Raw genomic sequence first — 15,362 nt, 5'->3', positions numbered from 1 at the left:
ACAATATCCAACACAACACGGAATAATCAATCAAAAATGAAAATATTAGTATTGAACTGCGGTAGCAGCTCTGTGAAATATAAACTCATCGACACAGCTACTGATGCTGTACTCGCTGAAGGTGGTGTCGAGAAAATCGGTCTTGCCGACGGTTTCCTTAAATATAAGAAGAACGACGGTTCGAAGGCCATCCTCGAACTTGGCCTCGTTGACCACAATGGCGCTGTTCAGGCTATTCTCAACATCCTCACCGACCCCGTTGAGGGTTGCATCAAGAGCTATGAGGAGATCGACGCCGTCGGTCACCGCGTGGTCCACGGTGCTGAGAAGTTCAGCGAAAGCGTGCTCATCAACGATGAGGTTAAGGATATGATCAAGCAGTGCTATGACATCGCTCCCCTCCACAATCCTGCCAACATGACAGGTATTGATGCCATCACAACTCTCATGCCCTCCACTCCTCAGGTTGCTGTCTTCGACACAGCTTTCCATCAGACCATGCCCGCAAAGTCCTATCTCTATGCGCTTCCCTACAAGTTCTATGAGGAGGACGGCGTCCGTCGTTATGGCTTCCACGGAACCAGCCACCGCTACGTTTCGCAGCGTGTTTGCGAGTTCCTCGGTGTGGACATCAAAGACCAGAAGATAATCACTTGCCATGTCGGCAACGGCGGATCAATCACAGCCGTTGAAGGTGGCAAGAGCGTCGACACTTCGATGGGTCTTACCCCGACAGAAGGTCTCATGATGGGTACCCGCGTGGGTGATGTCGATCCCGGTGCACTCGTATATATCATGCTCAAGCATAATCTTTCCGCAACTGACCTCCAGAAGATCATCAACAAGGAGAGCGGTATGCTCGGAACCACCAGCATCTCAAGCGACATGCGTGAGATCGAGGCTGCTGTCAACGCCGGCGACGAGCGTGCTAAACTCGGCCTTGACATGTATGAGCAGCGCATTATGAAATATATCGGTGCATACGCTGCAGAGATGGGCGGTGTCGACATCATCGTCTTCACCGGTGGTGTAGGTGAGAATCAGGTTTCACTCCGCGAGACCGTCTGCGCACCTCTCGCATTCATGGGTGTCGAGATTGACAAGGAAGTCAATGCAGGTGTCCGTGGAAAAGAAGCTGTGATTTCAACTCCTGCATCGAAAGTGAAGGTAGTTGTCATCCCGACAGACGAGGAGCTGATGATCGCCCGCGATACCGAGGCAATCGTTTCAAAGAAATAAAACTTCTATTCAAAGTGCCGGAATGTATAAGACTTCATTCCGGCACTTTGATGTTTTTAACAATATGAGTATGTGGTTTATTCCGCTTGTGATTGTTATAATACTCACGAAAGCAATTAAACCATAAATTCCCTAATTTTAATAATGCAAATATGACAAAGATTAGAGCTGCGGTGGTAGGCTATGGCAACATTGGCCGTTTCACCGTCGAGGCCCTTGAGGCCGCCCCCGATTTTGAGATTGCAGGCGTAGTGCGCCGCAACGTGTCTGAAATCCCTGCTGAGCTTGCTGCCTATAAGGTGGTGACCGACATCAAGGAACTCGGTCATGTCGACGTAGCTATCCTTGCCACTCCCACCCGTGAGGTAGAGAAATATGCCCTTGAATATCTTGCCATGGGCATCAATACAGTCGACAGTTTCGACATCCACACTTCAATCGTCGATCTCCGTCGTTCACTCGGCGAAGCTGCCCGCAAGGCAGGTCGTGTAGCGGTGATTTCCGCAGGTTGGGATCCCGGAAGTGACTCAATCGTGCGTACACTCATGGAAGTGGCTGCTCCCAAAGGCCTTACATATACCAACTTCGGTCCCGGTATGAGCATGGGCCACACCGTTTGCGTCAAGTCAAAAGCAGGCGTGAAGAATGCGCTTTCGATGACTATGCCCAAGGGCGACGGTATGCACCGCCGTATGGTCTACGTTGAACTCGAACCCGGAGCAACTCTTGAAGAAGTGGCAAAGGCTGTCAAGGAAGACCCCTATTTCGCTTCCGACGAGACCCATGTAATGGCAGTTGAGAGCGTTGATGATGTCAAGGATATGGGCCACGGTGTCCACATGGTTCGCAAAGGCGTTTCCGGCAAGACCCAGAACCAGCGTTTCGAATTCAACATGTCCATCAACAACCCCGCGCTCACCGCACAGCTCCTTGTCGGTGTCGCACGCGCCTCCATGCGTCTCGCCCCCGGAGCCTACACGATGATTGAAATCCCCGTCATCGACCTCCTCCCCGGCGACCGCGAAAACCTCGTCCGCCATCTCGTCTAAACCTGTCGCAGATAGAATATCTAAACATCATCCCTTCAAGAAGTTGGTATGGCAATCGTTCATATTGTCATGCCAACTTCTTGAAGGGATGATGTTTAGATATTCTAATTTGTTTATTACGATATTTCGGTTAGTTAATATCCTTTACGGTATTTATCTTCTTCCGAATCTTCGAGGATTGAGAGATAGGATGAATAGCGGGATTCGGCTATGCGATGGTCGAGGAGGGCTTCGCGTACAGCGCAGCCGGGTTCGTGGGTGTGTGTGCAGTCTCCGTAACGGCAATCGGCGCCGATGCGGAAGATTTCAGGAAAGAAATGGCTGACCTCGTGCTTGTCAAACTCAAGGGTGCCGAAACCCTTCACTCCGGGGGTGTCGATGATATAGCTGCTCGGCTCGATTCCAGGAATTTCAAACATTTCCGAGAAAGTGGTCGTGTGCATTCCCGTATCATGCGTATCGGATATTTCACCTGTTGCAAGATGCAGTCCAGGAATGAGGTCATTGATGAGGGTCGACTTGCCAACACCGGAATTGCCGGAGAAGAGGGTGGTCTTTCCTGCAAGTTTCTCGCGCAGTGCCTCGATTCCCTCGCCGGTCTTCGCCGACAGTTTCACAACCGGGTAGCCGATGGATTCATACAGGTAAGCGACAGCATTGAGATACTCCATCGCCTCCTCGTCGTCCTCAATCAGGTCAATCTTGTTTATGACCAATATGGCCGGGACGCGATATGCCTCGGCTGTGGCGAGAAAACGGTCGATGAAAGTGGTCGACGTGATTGGATGGAAGAGCGTCACCACAAGGCAGACCTGATCGAGATTTGCCGCAAGGATGTGGCCCTGTTTCGAGAGGTTGGTCGCCTTGCGGATGATATAGTTACGGCGAGGCTCGATTGCAGTGATATAGTTGTTTTCGTCGCGGTCGCCGTTGATGGTGACGCGGTCACCCACAGCCACCGGATTGGTGGTGCGGATTCCCTTCAACCGGAAATTGCCTTTTATCTTGCAGTTTACAATTGCCCCTTCGTCGGTGCGGACTGCATAGCTGCTCCCTGTATTTTTGATTACGGTTCCTGTCATGACTTTCGGTTCTATTTCTTTTCAGGAAATGGTTTGCTTAGAAATTTTGATGCGCGAGCCTTATCCACGCCTAATTCCACAGCCTTTCTTGCATCGGCTTCGGAATCTGCCGGACGGTAGCGCATCTTATTTAACGCGGCACGGTAGAGGTAAAGTTCACCGTCATCCGGCGTAAGGCTCAGCGCGGTGTTGATGTCGTCCGACGCTTCCTGCAATGCTCCGGTCAGAAGGTAGCAATAAGCGCGTCCGCTGTAATACTCCGCATCCTTCCTTTCGATGAGCACGCGGCTGTAGTACGGGATAGCACCGGCAAAGTCACCTGTACCGCTGAGGACGGTCGCACCGGCTATCTCTGTCTCTATTTCCTTCGGGAAGTTGCGCTGCATGAACTCGAAGTCCGCCTTGGCAGTCTTGAAGTCGTGACGGCGCAGAGCGAACAGGCAGTGGGGCAGACGAGCCGAAATCTCCATTGAATCGAGCCGGAGGATTTGGTCATAGTCGAGATAAGCGTCGGTGTCATATCCGTTTGCTGCAAGCACGCGCGCACGGTTGGAAAGGATCGTCACTGACGACGGTGCCATTATGTGGGCATCGGTCAGGGTCGCGATCGCAAGCGAATCCTGCCCCATATTGTAGCGGATGATTCCGAGATTGGAGAGCAGCAACACGTTCGAGGGATTGGCCGGTTCGGAGCGCAAGGCGTCGAGAAGTGCGCTTTCGGCCTCGCGCCATTTGCCTTCAGCGCAGGCTTTGTCGGCCTCATCGACTTTTTGCATGTAGGCGCTGTCTTCCTCCGTAGTTTGCGCAGAAATATTTGCCGACATGCAGATGCCGAGGAAAGTAATAAGGGAGGCGGTGATGATTCTTGTGATTGACATTGGTTCGGGAGAGTATGGTGATGTGGTTAGAGCTTGATTGACTGTGCCGGTGGCCGTGGCTGTGATGAAGCTGACGACAAGATGCTGTCCTTAGGCTTCTGAAATCTTGTTTCTGTAATCCCTCGGCGAAAGTCCGGTCAGATGTTTGAAATATTTTCCGAAAAACGATTGGTTGGAGAAATTCAATGCCAGGCTGATTTCCTGAATGTTCATTCCGGTTGTCCTCAGCAGGAGTTTTGCTTCGAGTATCACCCGATGGTCAATCCATTCTCCCGCGGTCTTTCCGCTCATCTCCTTAAGAACGGCTGAAAGATGTTTGGGCGTGACGAAAAGCTTGTCGGCATAGAAGTTCACGGCCCTTTGTGTCTTGAAATGTGTCTCGATAAGGTCGATGAACTGTGAGAGGAGTTCTTCGCGGCGGGAGTGGTGTTTCGCCTCGTTCACGCGCGAAGCATAGATGCCGAGAGTGTTGTAGAACAGCACTTCGCAAAGCGAGTTGAGCGCCATGTTGTTGAAAAGCCTGTCAGCAGAATGGATCTGACGCTGGAGCATTTCATAGATCAATGTCTGTGTCTCCAGTTCCTCCGGAGTGATGTCTATGATTGGGTTCGCGTTGTAGTGGAGGCTGTAGGGAATCACATAGTGGAGCGACGGGAGTATGTCGTTGATTTTTTCTTCACGCACCACAATGAAAAATCCTTCGAAGTCAGGGCTCGATTTGCATTGGCTGATGATATGGCCCGGACGGAGAACCATGATTGAATTCGGTCCCATCTTGCGGGGTGCTACGTCGATGATGGCTGAAATCTCTCCACGTTTACACACTGCTAAAAGCATTCTGTCAAGGCGTGAAGGGAAACTTACAGACGGAATCTCTGAAAGCGAATTGAATACGCTTATCATCGGTTGTCCGGAGGGCTCGGATTGCATAGTTGGCTTATTAGACATGCTTTTAAGCTAAAGGCGATGAGATTTGTATGATTAGGGCTTATATTTGCAACAAAGGTAGGTATTTTTTTTGAAAAATGTCGTATCATGCCCGAAAAAGTGTTCTATTTTGCCGATTCTTGGACATGGGGACTGTGACACAAGAGATACAAAAGCACAAAAGAGCAGAAGAAACAAAAGGATTTTATAATAAAGTTACTGGCTCCGCCACTTAGCCTGCCAAGAATATGAAGGTAACTCTCAATTTTATAGAAAAAATAATTCTTTTGTCTCTTATGCTCTTTTGTGCTTTTGTATCTCTTGTATCTCTTTTGTATCTTTTGTGTTGATTTGATGCAGCTCCTATTTTATTCCACGGCGGTTGAGCTCGGCCTGATAGCGTCGGGCGTTGGCCAGATGGGTAGCGTAGTCCGAAGCGAAATTGTGGTAGCCTGAGAAATCCTCCTTCGCACATATATATATATAATCATGCTTCGGAGCGTTGAGCACTGCATCTATTGTAGCTCCTGCCGGGACGCGGATAGGGCCGGGGGGGAGGCCGTTGACCTTATAGGTGTTGTAAGGCGACTCTGTTGCGAGATGCTTGCCGGTGATGCGGCGCAATGTGAAATCGCCTGTGGCAAACTTGACAGTCGGGTCGGCCTGCAATTTTATCCCTTTGTTGATGCGGTTGAGATAGAGGCGTGCCACTTTGGGCTTCTCGTCAGCCTTGGCGGTTTCCTCCTCGACAATTGAAGCGAGGGTGGCCACTTCGGTGGGGCGCAGTCCGAGAGCGGCGGCCTTCTCGCGTCGCTCCTTGTTCCAGAACCTGTTGCGGTAGTCGAGCAGACGACGCACTATATTGCGCGGCGATGCGCTCCAGTAGAACTCATAGCTGTCGGGAATAAAGGCTGCGGGATAGTTGGGGCGTGAGAAACCACTGTCGGGCAGTACCTCCTCGCAAGCTTCAAGAAATTCCTGCGGGGTGCATTGGAGTTGCGAGGCTATGCGCTGCGAGAGCTGTTCCATTGTGCGTGTCCCGTTGAAGCGCACATCCACCGGAGTCTGCCGTCCGTGTGCCACCCTGCGGCTGATGTTGAGTGCGCTCTGTCCGGGCGAAACCTTGTAGGCACCCTGCGATTTGTCGGCGCTTCCGCCCATGAGTTTCCAGAGGAGATAGACGCGGGTTCCCATCGACGAGCCGAGGCTTGATTTCATCGAGTCCCTCACGGCTGTCTGTGAAATCTCTTTGGGAATATAGATCCACTCGCTTTCACCGTCATTGCCGGAGTAGGGGATGAACGCGAATGCGAGTACCGACAATACACTTACGAAAACAGCTATCACCGCTATCAGTATGCCAAGCGAGTGACGATAGATCCACGACTGTTGTTTCTTCTTTTTGTTTCCGGAATTTGATGATTGTTTCTTTGCCATTTGTCAGCGCAGTTTGTGGAGCGAGTCAAGCATTTCCTGCAGGCGGTTTCTTACTTTCTTGAGACGTTCGACAGTCTCGAACTTCTTTGTCACACCGTCGCGGTTGCGTTTCAGCTCTTCGCGGACAGCTTCAAGCTTCATTCCCTTGTCGTTCACCATATATGCAACCATGCGGATGGTCTCGACGTCGCGCGGGGTGTAGAAGCGGGTGCCACGGTCGTTTCTCTGCGGATGTATGGCGGGAAAATATGATTCCCAATACCGCAGTGTCGACATCGGAAGCCCCACCATTTCCGAGACCTCGCTGATTTTATAATATCGTTTGCTTGTGCTGTCCATCTGTGAAAAATCTGTCGGCAAACTTAGTGATAAAAACCGAGAAATGCAAAATGGAGTGGCTTCCGCGGGGCCTTTCAGATGAATTTTTGGTTGCAAAGTAAATATTTAACAAGATTCTTTAACATTAATTCCCAAATAATCGGTACATTTGTAAAAAGTTTCAAAGCGTAGCCGGGAAGAAAAGGCCTTGATGGCTGTTCTTTACTGTCCGGTATGATTGATTAACCTTGAACCGTGCTCATGCAGACGGCAATGCCGTCTGCTGATATTCAACTATTTATAAACAGAAAAATCAATTATTGTTAAATAAACTATCCAATCAATTATTCACAATCTAATCAATCAAGTTCTATGATTAGGAGACTCATTCTCTTAGCAGCAGCCGTCGTGCTGACGTGTATGTCAGCTATGGCTGCCCCGGATGACATCAAGTGCAGCGGTGTGTTGGTCGGTGAAGATGGCGAACCGATTATCGGTGCCACCATCACGGTCCCCGGCACTAAAATCGTGGCAACAACCGATGTCGACGGGCGTTTTTCTCTGAATGTCCCCAAGGGGAAGGAAATCCATGTCAACTACATCGGCTACAAACCTCTCAACCTCAAAGCCGCTTCAAACCTCGGCGAAGTTTCGATGGAAGTCGAATCACAGATGCTTCAGGACGTGGTCGTGACCCAGTCAATCGCCCGCACCCGCCGCACCCCGGTGGCTATTGCGACTGTTGATGCAGCCACTATTGAAACGAAACTTGGAAATCAGGAATTTCCTGAAGTCCTCAAGACAACCCCCGGTGTCTGGGCAACCAAGGATGGCGGTGGCTACGGCGATGCCAAAATCAACATGCGCGGATTCAAGAGCGAAAACGTTGCTGCCCTTATCAACGGTATTCCCGTCAACGATATGGAGTGGGGTGGTATCTATTGGTCAAACTGGGCCGGCCTCTCCGATGTGACAGCTTCAATGCAGACTCAGCGTGGTCTTGGTGCAGCAATCGTGTCGGTTCCCTCTGTCGGAGGTACCATCAATATCACAACCAAGTCTCTTGACGTGAAGAGAGGCGGTAACGTCTTCTATGGAATGGGTAATGACGGTCTCAACCACATCGGTTTCTCTGTTTCGACAGGTGTTACAAAGAACGGTTGGGCTGTGACTTTGCTCGGTGCGCGTAAATGGGGCGACGGTTATGTGCAGGGTACCAACTTCAATGCATACACCTACTTCCTTAACATCTCAAAACGTATCAACGACAAGCATCAGCTCTCATTGACCGCTTTCGGTTCACCCCAGACCCACTATAAGCGTTCTTCGCAGGACGGTCTGACTATCGAAGGATGGCAGGGCGTGAAGAACTATATGGACGGTGAAAGCATGTATAAGTACAATCCGACCTTCGGTTATGATATGGACGGTCAGGTGCGTTCATCGAACAAAAATGTTTACCACAAACCTCAGATTTCGCTCAATCATATCTGGCAAATCAATGAGAAGTCATCACTCTCATCCGCTGTCTATGTCAGCATCGCTTCCGGTTATGGTTACAGCGGTCAGGGCCGTGGTACCTACAACGGCAACTCCCTTTCATATTCAAGCTGGTACGGTTCAAGCAACGGTAATCTGAATACTCTTTTCCGCCGTGCCGACGGTACGTTTGACTATGCTGCCATTCAGGAGATGAATATCGCCTCGACAACCGGTTCTAACATGATTATGGCCAAGTCCGGCAACAGCCACAACTGGTATGGTCTTGTGTCTACCTACAAGAACGAGCTTCTCAAGAATCTCAATCTTACTGCCGGTATCGATATGCGTTACTACATCGGTTATCACAAGAATACCATCGTTGACCTCTACAGCGGTGAGTACTATATGGACGACAGCACCCGTAAGGGTGTCCTCGCAGCCAACAATGCGGCTGCTGCAGATCCCAACTGGAAATACCAGAAACTTGGTGTCGGTGACGTGGTTTACCGTAACTACAACGGTTACACCGCTCAGGAAGGCGCTTTCGCTCAGCTCGAATATTCGATGTTTGACAATAAGCTGACCACCGTCCTTGCCGGTTCTGTTTCGAATACCACTTATTGGCGTAAGGACTTCCTCTACTATGACAAGCAGCATGAGAAATCAGAGCGCGTCAGCTTCATGGCCGGAACAATCAAGGGTGGTGCGAACTACAACATTGACCGTCACAACAACATCTATTTCAATGGCGGTTATATCACCCGTGCACCTTTCTTCTCAGGCGGTGCTTTCCTTCAGGCTGCAACATCAAATGCAACAAACCCCAACGCCGTTAACGAGAAGGTCGGCTCAATCGAAGTTGGCTATGAGTATCATTCTCCCATCTTCACCGCTACTGTCAACGGTTACTACACAAAATGGATGGACAAGACTGCCACACGTTCGAGCGAACTTTCCGACGGTACGAAGTACTTCTTCAACATGGAAGGCGTGGATGCCCGCCACATGGGTGTCGAATTGAACTTCGTCTATAAGCCTTTCCGTTGGCTTGACGTCAACGGTATGCTCTCTGTCGGCGACTGGATCTGGGACAGCAACACCAAGGGCTATTTCTACAATGCCTACGGTCAGCCTATCCAGAACACCAAGGATGGTGCTATCGCATCGGGTATCTATGCTGCTGACCATGCATACGCAACCCTCAACCAGAAGGGTCGTAAGGTCGGTGGTTCTGCCCAGACAACCGGCTATCTCGGTCTGAATGTCAAGCCCCTCAAGGGATGGCGTGTCGGCCTCGACTGGACTTTCAATGCACGCAACTATAGCGATTACTCGATTTCTTCGAGCGACTACGCTCCCGGTGCTGTCATCAATGTCGCATCTCCCTGGAGAATTCCCTGGGGCAATCAGTTTGACCTTTCAGCAAGCTACAACTTCAATATCGGCGGACTTGATGCAACTCTCTTCGGCAACGTCTACAACCTCTTTGACTACAACTATGTCATGGATGCCTACACAGCTTCCGGTAAGGATGGTGCTTGGGACAATGCATTCCGTGTGTTCTATTCGTTCGGCCGCACTTACGCTCTGCGTCTGAAAGTGAAATTTTAATTATCAACAGTCACAGTTATCAAGTTAATTTCAGATATGAATATTTCATTTAAATATACATTATTGGCAGCAGGGTTCGCTCTTGTGCTGTCAGGCTGCGACGAAAACGAGTGGAACGACAAGCTTGACGGCTTCGAAGTTCCGCCGTCATACTCGAAAGTCGAGACCGTCAACTACACGCTGACTGCTGCCGACTATGCGACCATCGCATCAAATTCAACAAACAAATCGCTTGCTCAGGCAGCCGGAGAGGAAGCTGTCGCTGCTCTCGCTGCAATCGGCACCAACGGAGCTTTTGCATCAGAGGCCGACGCACGTCTGTATCTTCCCGCGCTTTTAGCCAATTCATCCTTCCCTTATTTCTCGATGAACAACGGTTCATCGGTTAAGGTGACCTACAACCTCTCGACCAATCAGCCCGAGGAGGTCAAGGCTATCAATAAGGCTGGCAATGTATTGTCGTATCGGTTGAAAGAGGCTGATTATCAAATCGCCTGGGGCAGTGAAGAAGATTTCATCAGTGGTTTCGCTCCTGTATGTCCTGCTGATGCAAATCTTCCTGAGATTCTGAAATCCGCATTGCCTGATGCCGTGAGCGGCAACTATGCTGTGGTTACATACAACGAGGCTTCTACAAACCCTGTGTTTGGAAATGTTGGTGGAGATGATTCGGATGAGCCTGCTGACGGTATCTATCTTGATCAGACTTTTGCTGACGATATGGAGGGATTTACTATTGAGAATACTGTTCTTCCTGAAGGAGTGAAAGCTGTATGGTCACATGATGCATCCTATCATTATATGAAAGCTACCGGTTACATTTCAAAAGTAAATTATGATACGGAATCGTGGCTTATTTCACCTGTCATCAAACTTGGAGCTACTACAAATGCTGTCCTGACATTTGATCAGGTATGGAATTTCTTCAGCTCTCTTGATGTTGCTGCCGAAGAGGCGACAGTGAATATCCGTGAAGAAGGTGGACAGTGGGTTAAATTGAATCTCGCTAATATGCCTACTTCAATGGGATGGAATCCATGGTTTTCATCCGGCGACATTGACTTGTCCGCTTATAATGGCAAGTCAGTCCAAATTGGATTTTGCTATAAAAGTACTGCTACAAAAGCAGGAACATGGGAGTTGAAGAATGTCCGCGTTGTTGTGGGTCCCAAACCTTCAAAATCTCCCGTGCACCGTGCACCTGCCGCTCAGGTACCCACTACTCAGCTCAATGCACTTTATTTGTTTAACGGCAGCGAATGGGTTGTGCCTTCATCTGCAATGGTAGTGCTTCAGCCTGCCGACTACACTGCAATGGGACAGTCATACGGCAATCTAAGCGGAATTCTTCCCCAGGAGCTTCTTCCTGTCTACCTTGCTCAGAAGTTCCCCTATGCAGCCGATGATGCAGCTGAAATCGTAGTTTACAAGTACTATGACGGTACTACCACCGATTTCCGTGCAACCGAGTTCTTCAAGGCGAACGGCGAATGGGCTCAAAACACCGGAGCTACCACTGATCAGTTCACCAAGCAGAACGGAAACTGGGCTTACAATCCCTCTGTTGTTGTTACTTTGCCCTACGCCCGCAATACTGACCCCAGCTATACTTATTACATGGCATGTGTAAACTGGGTGTTTGACAATGTGACTAAGAAACTCTATCCTGATGCAACTCCCGCCAATGGTGAGCGTCCCGGTCCTCCCTTCATTGACTATCGCAACAATGCTGAGTTCTACTCGGGAGCATCAGCATATTATGGCAATGTCGATGTCCGCGCGACAACCGCCAAGAACAATGCTCCTGAAGGATATGACGGTTATGACGGAATGTCGGATGACGAAATCATGCTTCTCATCAAGAAGCGTTTCTCAACCGAAAGTATGCCCGGCGCACTCGGAATCCTTTATCCCGATGCTGCTCCCGTTGAGGGAATGGAAGTTACATATACCATCAACTTCACTGCCTATGACGGAGCTGCCGTTGAAACAACCATTGTCTACGTTGTTTCAGGTCCCGGTCAGTTCAAGTACAAGAGCAGTACATGGGTTGAGGACGGACAGGATGCCGACTGGTAAAAAGATTGATATGTGAACGTCTGTTCACAAATTGATTCACTATTGCCCCGCACATCGACTGATTTCAGTGATGTGTGGGGCTTTTGTGTGTTTTTGTCGAACCTTGTTGCTCCCGATGGTGTTGATTTTATGTGACGGTGACAACACATCGCCATTCTTTAATACTTATTACATTATCTTCTTACCTACAATCCGGAGGTGTGGCGGAGTCTGACGAAGCTTGGTGCGGAATAAATTCCGCCACACTTTCCACCAACAAAATCTATCCATTATGAAATGTCTGTTTCCGTCAGTCATCGCATTGATGCTGCTGAGCGTTCCCGGTATGGTCGAGGCGCAAGCCCAGAGAAGCAAAGAATTCAAAGACAAGTATCAGCTTAAGGAAGTGGTGGTCCTCAGCCGTCACAACATCCGTTCGCCGCTTTCCGACAGTAAGAGCGACCTTGGGCGCATGACACCGCATAAATGGACCGACTGGAGTGCCGGGAAAAGCGAGCTTACATCGCGTGGCGGTGCACTCGAAACAATGATGGGACAGTATTTCCGCAAATGGCTCGTTGATGCCGGAATGTTTCCCGAAAACTACGTCCCGACGGCCGATGACCTCAACGTGATTGCCAACTCCATGCAGCGTTGCATAGCCACCGCGCAATATTTTTCGTCAGGCTTCATGCCTGTCGGAGGTGTCAAGGTCAATCACCGCTACACACCGAGCAAGATGGATCCGCTGTTCAATCCGCAACTGACCAAAGTCAGCCCTGAATTTGTGGCAGAGGCAATGAGACAGATAAACGCAATGGGCGGTGAAAAGGGAATCGTCGGAATAAACGAGGCCATTGCTCCCGACTATGCCCTCATGACGGAGGTGCTTGACGTGAAAGATTCACCTATGGCCAAATCGAACGACCCGAAACTTAAGGCCCTTGACAACTACAACACTGAAATCGTGCTTGAAAAGTGGGCGGAGCCGTCGATGAAGGCCGGTTCGGCATTGAAGGAACTGAATTCGGCAAGCGATGCCTTCATCCTTCAATATTACGAGGAACCGGACACGCTGAAAGCAGCATTCGGCCACAATCTCACCCGTAAGGATTGGGAACGCCTGGCGCATGTCAAGGATGTCTATCAGGACGTATTGTTCACAGCCCCGATAGTAGCGGTCAACGTTTCGCATCCTCTTATCCAATATATGTATGACGAACTCCGTTCACCGGACCGCAAATTCACCTTCCTTGTCGGTCATGACAGCAATCTTTCGAGTGTTGCGACCGCGCTCGGTGTCGAGGAATATGAACTGCCTGACGCGATAGAGAAGAAAACTCCAATCGGGTCGAAACTCGTGATTGAGAAATTTGTCGGTCCCGACGGAGAGGAATATGCCGACCTCAACCTCGTCTATCAGACGGTTGACCAGTTGCGCGACATGGAGCTGCTCGACCTCAACAATCCCCCGCAGGTCTATTCCCTATCCCTAAAAGGCATGAACAAAAACTCCGACGGCCTCTACAAAATGTCGGACCTCGCCGACCGCTTCGAACAAACCCTCCGCGCCTACGAATCCATTCCCTGATGTATTCACATGGATGAATATATGAAAATTAGTTGACTGAAATAAATGAGCATACACCGGGTTTGTATGCTCATTTATTTCAGTCAATAGTCTTGTTTTTGATTTTTAATCGTGGAGCAATAATTATGTTCTCTGATAGATGGTCAGTCTTGGAGAGCGTAGAGGATTTGGTAGTCGTGGGGTGGGTCGGGGGTGTAGTTGGGGTCGAATTGGGAGACGTAGGCTGAGAAGATGGTGGGCGTGAGGCGGTCGATCATCCAGTATTCTTCTCCCACGCCGGGGAGGTAGAGGCTGATGATTGAATAGTCCTCGGGAGTGAAGTCCCAGTCGAAGTAGCAGCGCAGCTCTCGTGGCGGGAAGCCTTCTTCTTCATAATATGATTCCCACACTCCGGTTCCGTCACCGAAAAAGTCCCAGTAGTCGCAGGCGTAGAATTCACGGCGGTCGGGGAGACGGCCGCTGGTTTCGGTGAACCATGTCACTGATGTCAGGTTCATGAATATGTCGCCACGGTCGTCAAACATGTCGTCGTCTTGACAGGAAGACGGGAGGATGAGGGCGATAAGGAGAGTTAATGTGAGGATAATCGGGCGTTTCATGATTTTGGGGAGTGATGGCTTTGGGTTGATTTTAGTTTGTGAGGATTATTTGCGTGGGCATTGCGCGGAGAGGTTTTATGGCCTCCCGGCTGATGTCTGAGGTCAATCCATCAATGAGAAATGGTTGGCTGACAATTCGGAGTGATAAGGGTGGGTTAAAATATTGTCCGACGCAAAGTTAAGCAATAGGGTGGAGTATTTTATTATGTGCAGTTGCGATTTTTAGTTAAAGTTTGTGAAGCGGATGGTTGTGGAGCAGGAAATTTTCGTAACTTTGCAGTCGCTTTTTAGCATCCCGTGTGATGGGAAATTAAGGAGCAATCAAATTACAACTTAATTTTGAGTAACACAATTTAAAAAATCCAATCAGAAATGAAGACATTTCAACTGACCGCCGAGCCCCGTACTGACCTCGGCAAGAAGGCTGCTCAGGCCCTCCGCAAAGAAAACAAAATCCCCGTTGTCCTCAATGGCGGTGACGTTATCACTCTTCCTTACGACAAGGAACTCAAACCCGGTGAAAAAGTAGTTGAAATCGGCAATGGCAAGGGCCTCATCACTACCGATCTCGCAGTGACTCAGGACGCTGTCCGCAAGCTGGTTTACACTCCCGATATTTACGCTATCGAACTTACTGTCAATGGTGAGACCCGCATGGCTGTCCTCAAGGACATCCAGTTCCACCCCGTGAAGGATCAGATCCTCCATATCGACCTTCTCGAAGTCAACGACAAGAAGCCCGTTGCTATCGAGGTTCCCGTTAAGCTCGAAGGCCACGCCGAAGGTGTTAAGGCCGGTGGTAAGCTCACCCTCTCTATGAAGAAAATCCGTGTTAAGGCTATCTATACCGAAATTCCCGAGCGCGTTGTCATCAACGTTGACCATCTCGGTCTCGGCAAGACCCTCCAGATTGGTGAACTCCACTTCGATGGTCTTGAACTCATGAACGCCAAGAATGCCGTTGTCTGCGCTGTGCAGCTCACTCGTGCAGCCCGTGGTGCTCAGGCCAACGCCGGCAACTAAGCTTAGCGCTTAGTCGAATTCTTAGCAACAGATTTTCTCAAAGTTCGTGTGACGGAGGGGAAATCTGT

The 15,362-nt window shown here is 49.8% G+C and carries 12 protein-coding genes; 6 read left to right on the top strand and 6 right to left on the bottom strand.

The features are described 5' to 3' along the window. The first annotated feature begins 36 nt into the window (after positions 1-36). Both QZ310_RS07405 and QZ310_RS07400 read left to right on the top strand, forming a co-directional pair. Positions 37-1,239, top strand: a complete 1,203-nt coding sequence (locus QZ310_RS07405) for an acetate kinase (RefSeq protein ID WP_297071871.1) — start codon at positions 37-39, stop codon at positions 1,237-1,239. A 152-nt stretch (positions 1,240-1,391) separates the two neighbouring features. Then, entirely contained in the window at positions 1,392-2,288 is an 897-nt protein-coding gene (locus tag QZ310_RS07400; RefSeq protein ID WP_297071870.1) for a diaminopimelate dehydrogenase, read from the top strand. A 134-nt stretch (positions 2,289-2,422) separates the two neighbouring features. On the opposite strand, the gene rsgA is transcribed toward QZ310_RS07400, so the two are convergent. The 5 genes from rsgA to QZ310_RS07375 form a co-directional block, all read right to left on the bottom strand. Continuing rightward, positions 2,423-3,370: a ribosome small subunit-dependent GTPase A gene (gene rsgA, locus QZ310_RS07395; RefSeq protein ID WP_297071869.1), complete on the bottom strand. Its 948-nt coding sequence runs from the start codon at positions 3,368-3,370 to the stop codon at positions 2,423-2,425. Between the two features lie 11 nt (positions 3,371-3,381). Then, the gene (locus QZ310_RS07390) at positions 3,382-4,248 is read right to left on the bottom strand and encodes a tetratricopeptide repeat protein (RefSeq protein WP_297071868.1); all 867 of its coding nucleotides are present in this window, start codon (positions 4,246-4,248) and stop codon (positions 3,382-3,384) included. A gap of 90 nt (positions 4,249-4,338) precedes the next feature. After that, complete coding sequence (locus QZ310_RS07385) at positions 4,339-5,178, bottom strand: helix-turn-helix domain-containing protein (protein ID WP_297071867.1); 840 nt, start codon at positions 5,176-5,178, stop codon at positions 4,339-4,341. Between the two features lie 360 nt (positions 5,179-5,538). Beyond that, positions 5,539-6,612, bottom strand: coding sequence for an endolytic transglycosylase MltG (gene mltG, locus QZ310_RS07380; RefSeq protein WP_297071866.1), 1,074 nt, complete (start codon positions 6,610-6,612; stop codon positions 5,539-5,541). A 3-nt stretch (positions 6,613-6,615) separates the two neighbouring features. Continuing rightward, entirely contained in the window at positions 6,616-6,951 is a 336-nt protein-coding gene (locus QZ310_RS07375) for a MerR family transcriptional regulator (RefSeq protein ID WP_297071865.1), read from the bottom strand. Between the two features lie 351 nt (positions 6,952-7,302). On the opposite strand from QZ310_RS07375, the gene QZ310_RS07370 reads away from it, so the two are divergent. The 3 genes from QZ310_RS07370 (at position 7,303) to QZ310_RS07360 (ending at position 13,672) form a co-directional block, all read left to right on the top strand. Next, the gene (locus tag QZ310_RS07370) at positions 7,303-10,023 is read left to right on the top strand and encodes a carboxypeptidase-like regulatory domain-containing protein (protein ID WP_297071864.1); all 2,721 of its coding nucleotides are present in this window, start codon (positions 7,303-7,305) and stop codon (positions 10,021-10,023) included. Positions 10,024-10,059: 36 nt separating this feature from the next. Then, on the top strand, positions 10,060-12,102 hold the full coding sequence (locus QZ310_RS07365) for a choice-of-anchor J domain-containing protein (protein ID WP_297071863.1): 2,043 nt from the start codon (positions 10,060-10,062) through the stop codon (positions 12,100-12,102). A 271-nt stretch (positions 12,103-12,373) separates the two neighbouring features. Next, positions 12,374-13,672 carry a histidine-type phosphatase gene (locus QZ310_RS07360; protein WP_297071862.1) on the top strand — a complete coding sequence of 433 codons (1,299 nt, stop codon included), beginning with the start codon at positions 12,374-12,376 and terminating at the stop codon, positions 13,670-13,672. A gap of 143 nt (positions 13,673-13,815) precedes the next feature. Here the strand turns inward: QZ310_RS07360 and QZ310_RS07355 are convergent, their stop codons facing one another. After that, a complete protein-coding gene (locus tag QZ310_RS07355; RefSeq protein ID WP_297071861.1) occupies positions 13,816-14,271 on the bottom strand; it encodes a hypothetical protein in 456 nt (151 codons plus the stop codon). Between the two features lie 372 nt (positions 14,272-14,643). Between QZ310_RS07355 and QZ310_RS07350 the strand changes: the two genes are divergently transcribed. Further along, positions 14,644-15,294, top strand: coding sequence for a 50S ribosomal protein L25/general stress protein Ctc (locus tag QZ310_RS07350; RefSeq protein ID WP_297071860.1), 651 nt, complete (start codon positions 14,644-14,646; stop codon positions 15,292-15,294). Positions 15,295-15,362 lie beyond the last annotated feature (68 nt).

It is taken from the genome of uncultured Duncaniella sp. (assembly GCF_910577345.1).
Lineage (GTDB): Bacteria > Bacteroidota > Bacteroidia > Bacteroidales > Muribaculaceae > Duncaniella.
This window is presented reverse-complemented; position numbering and strand designations above follow the sequence as displayed.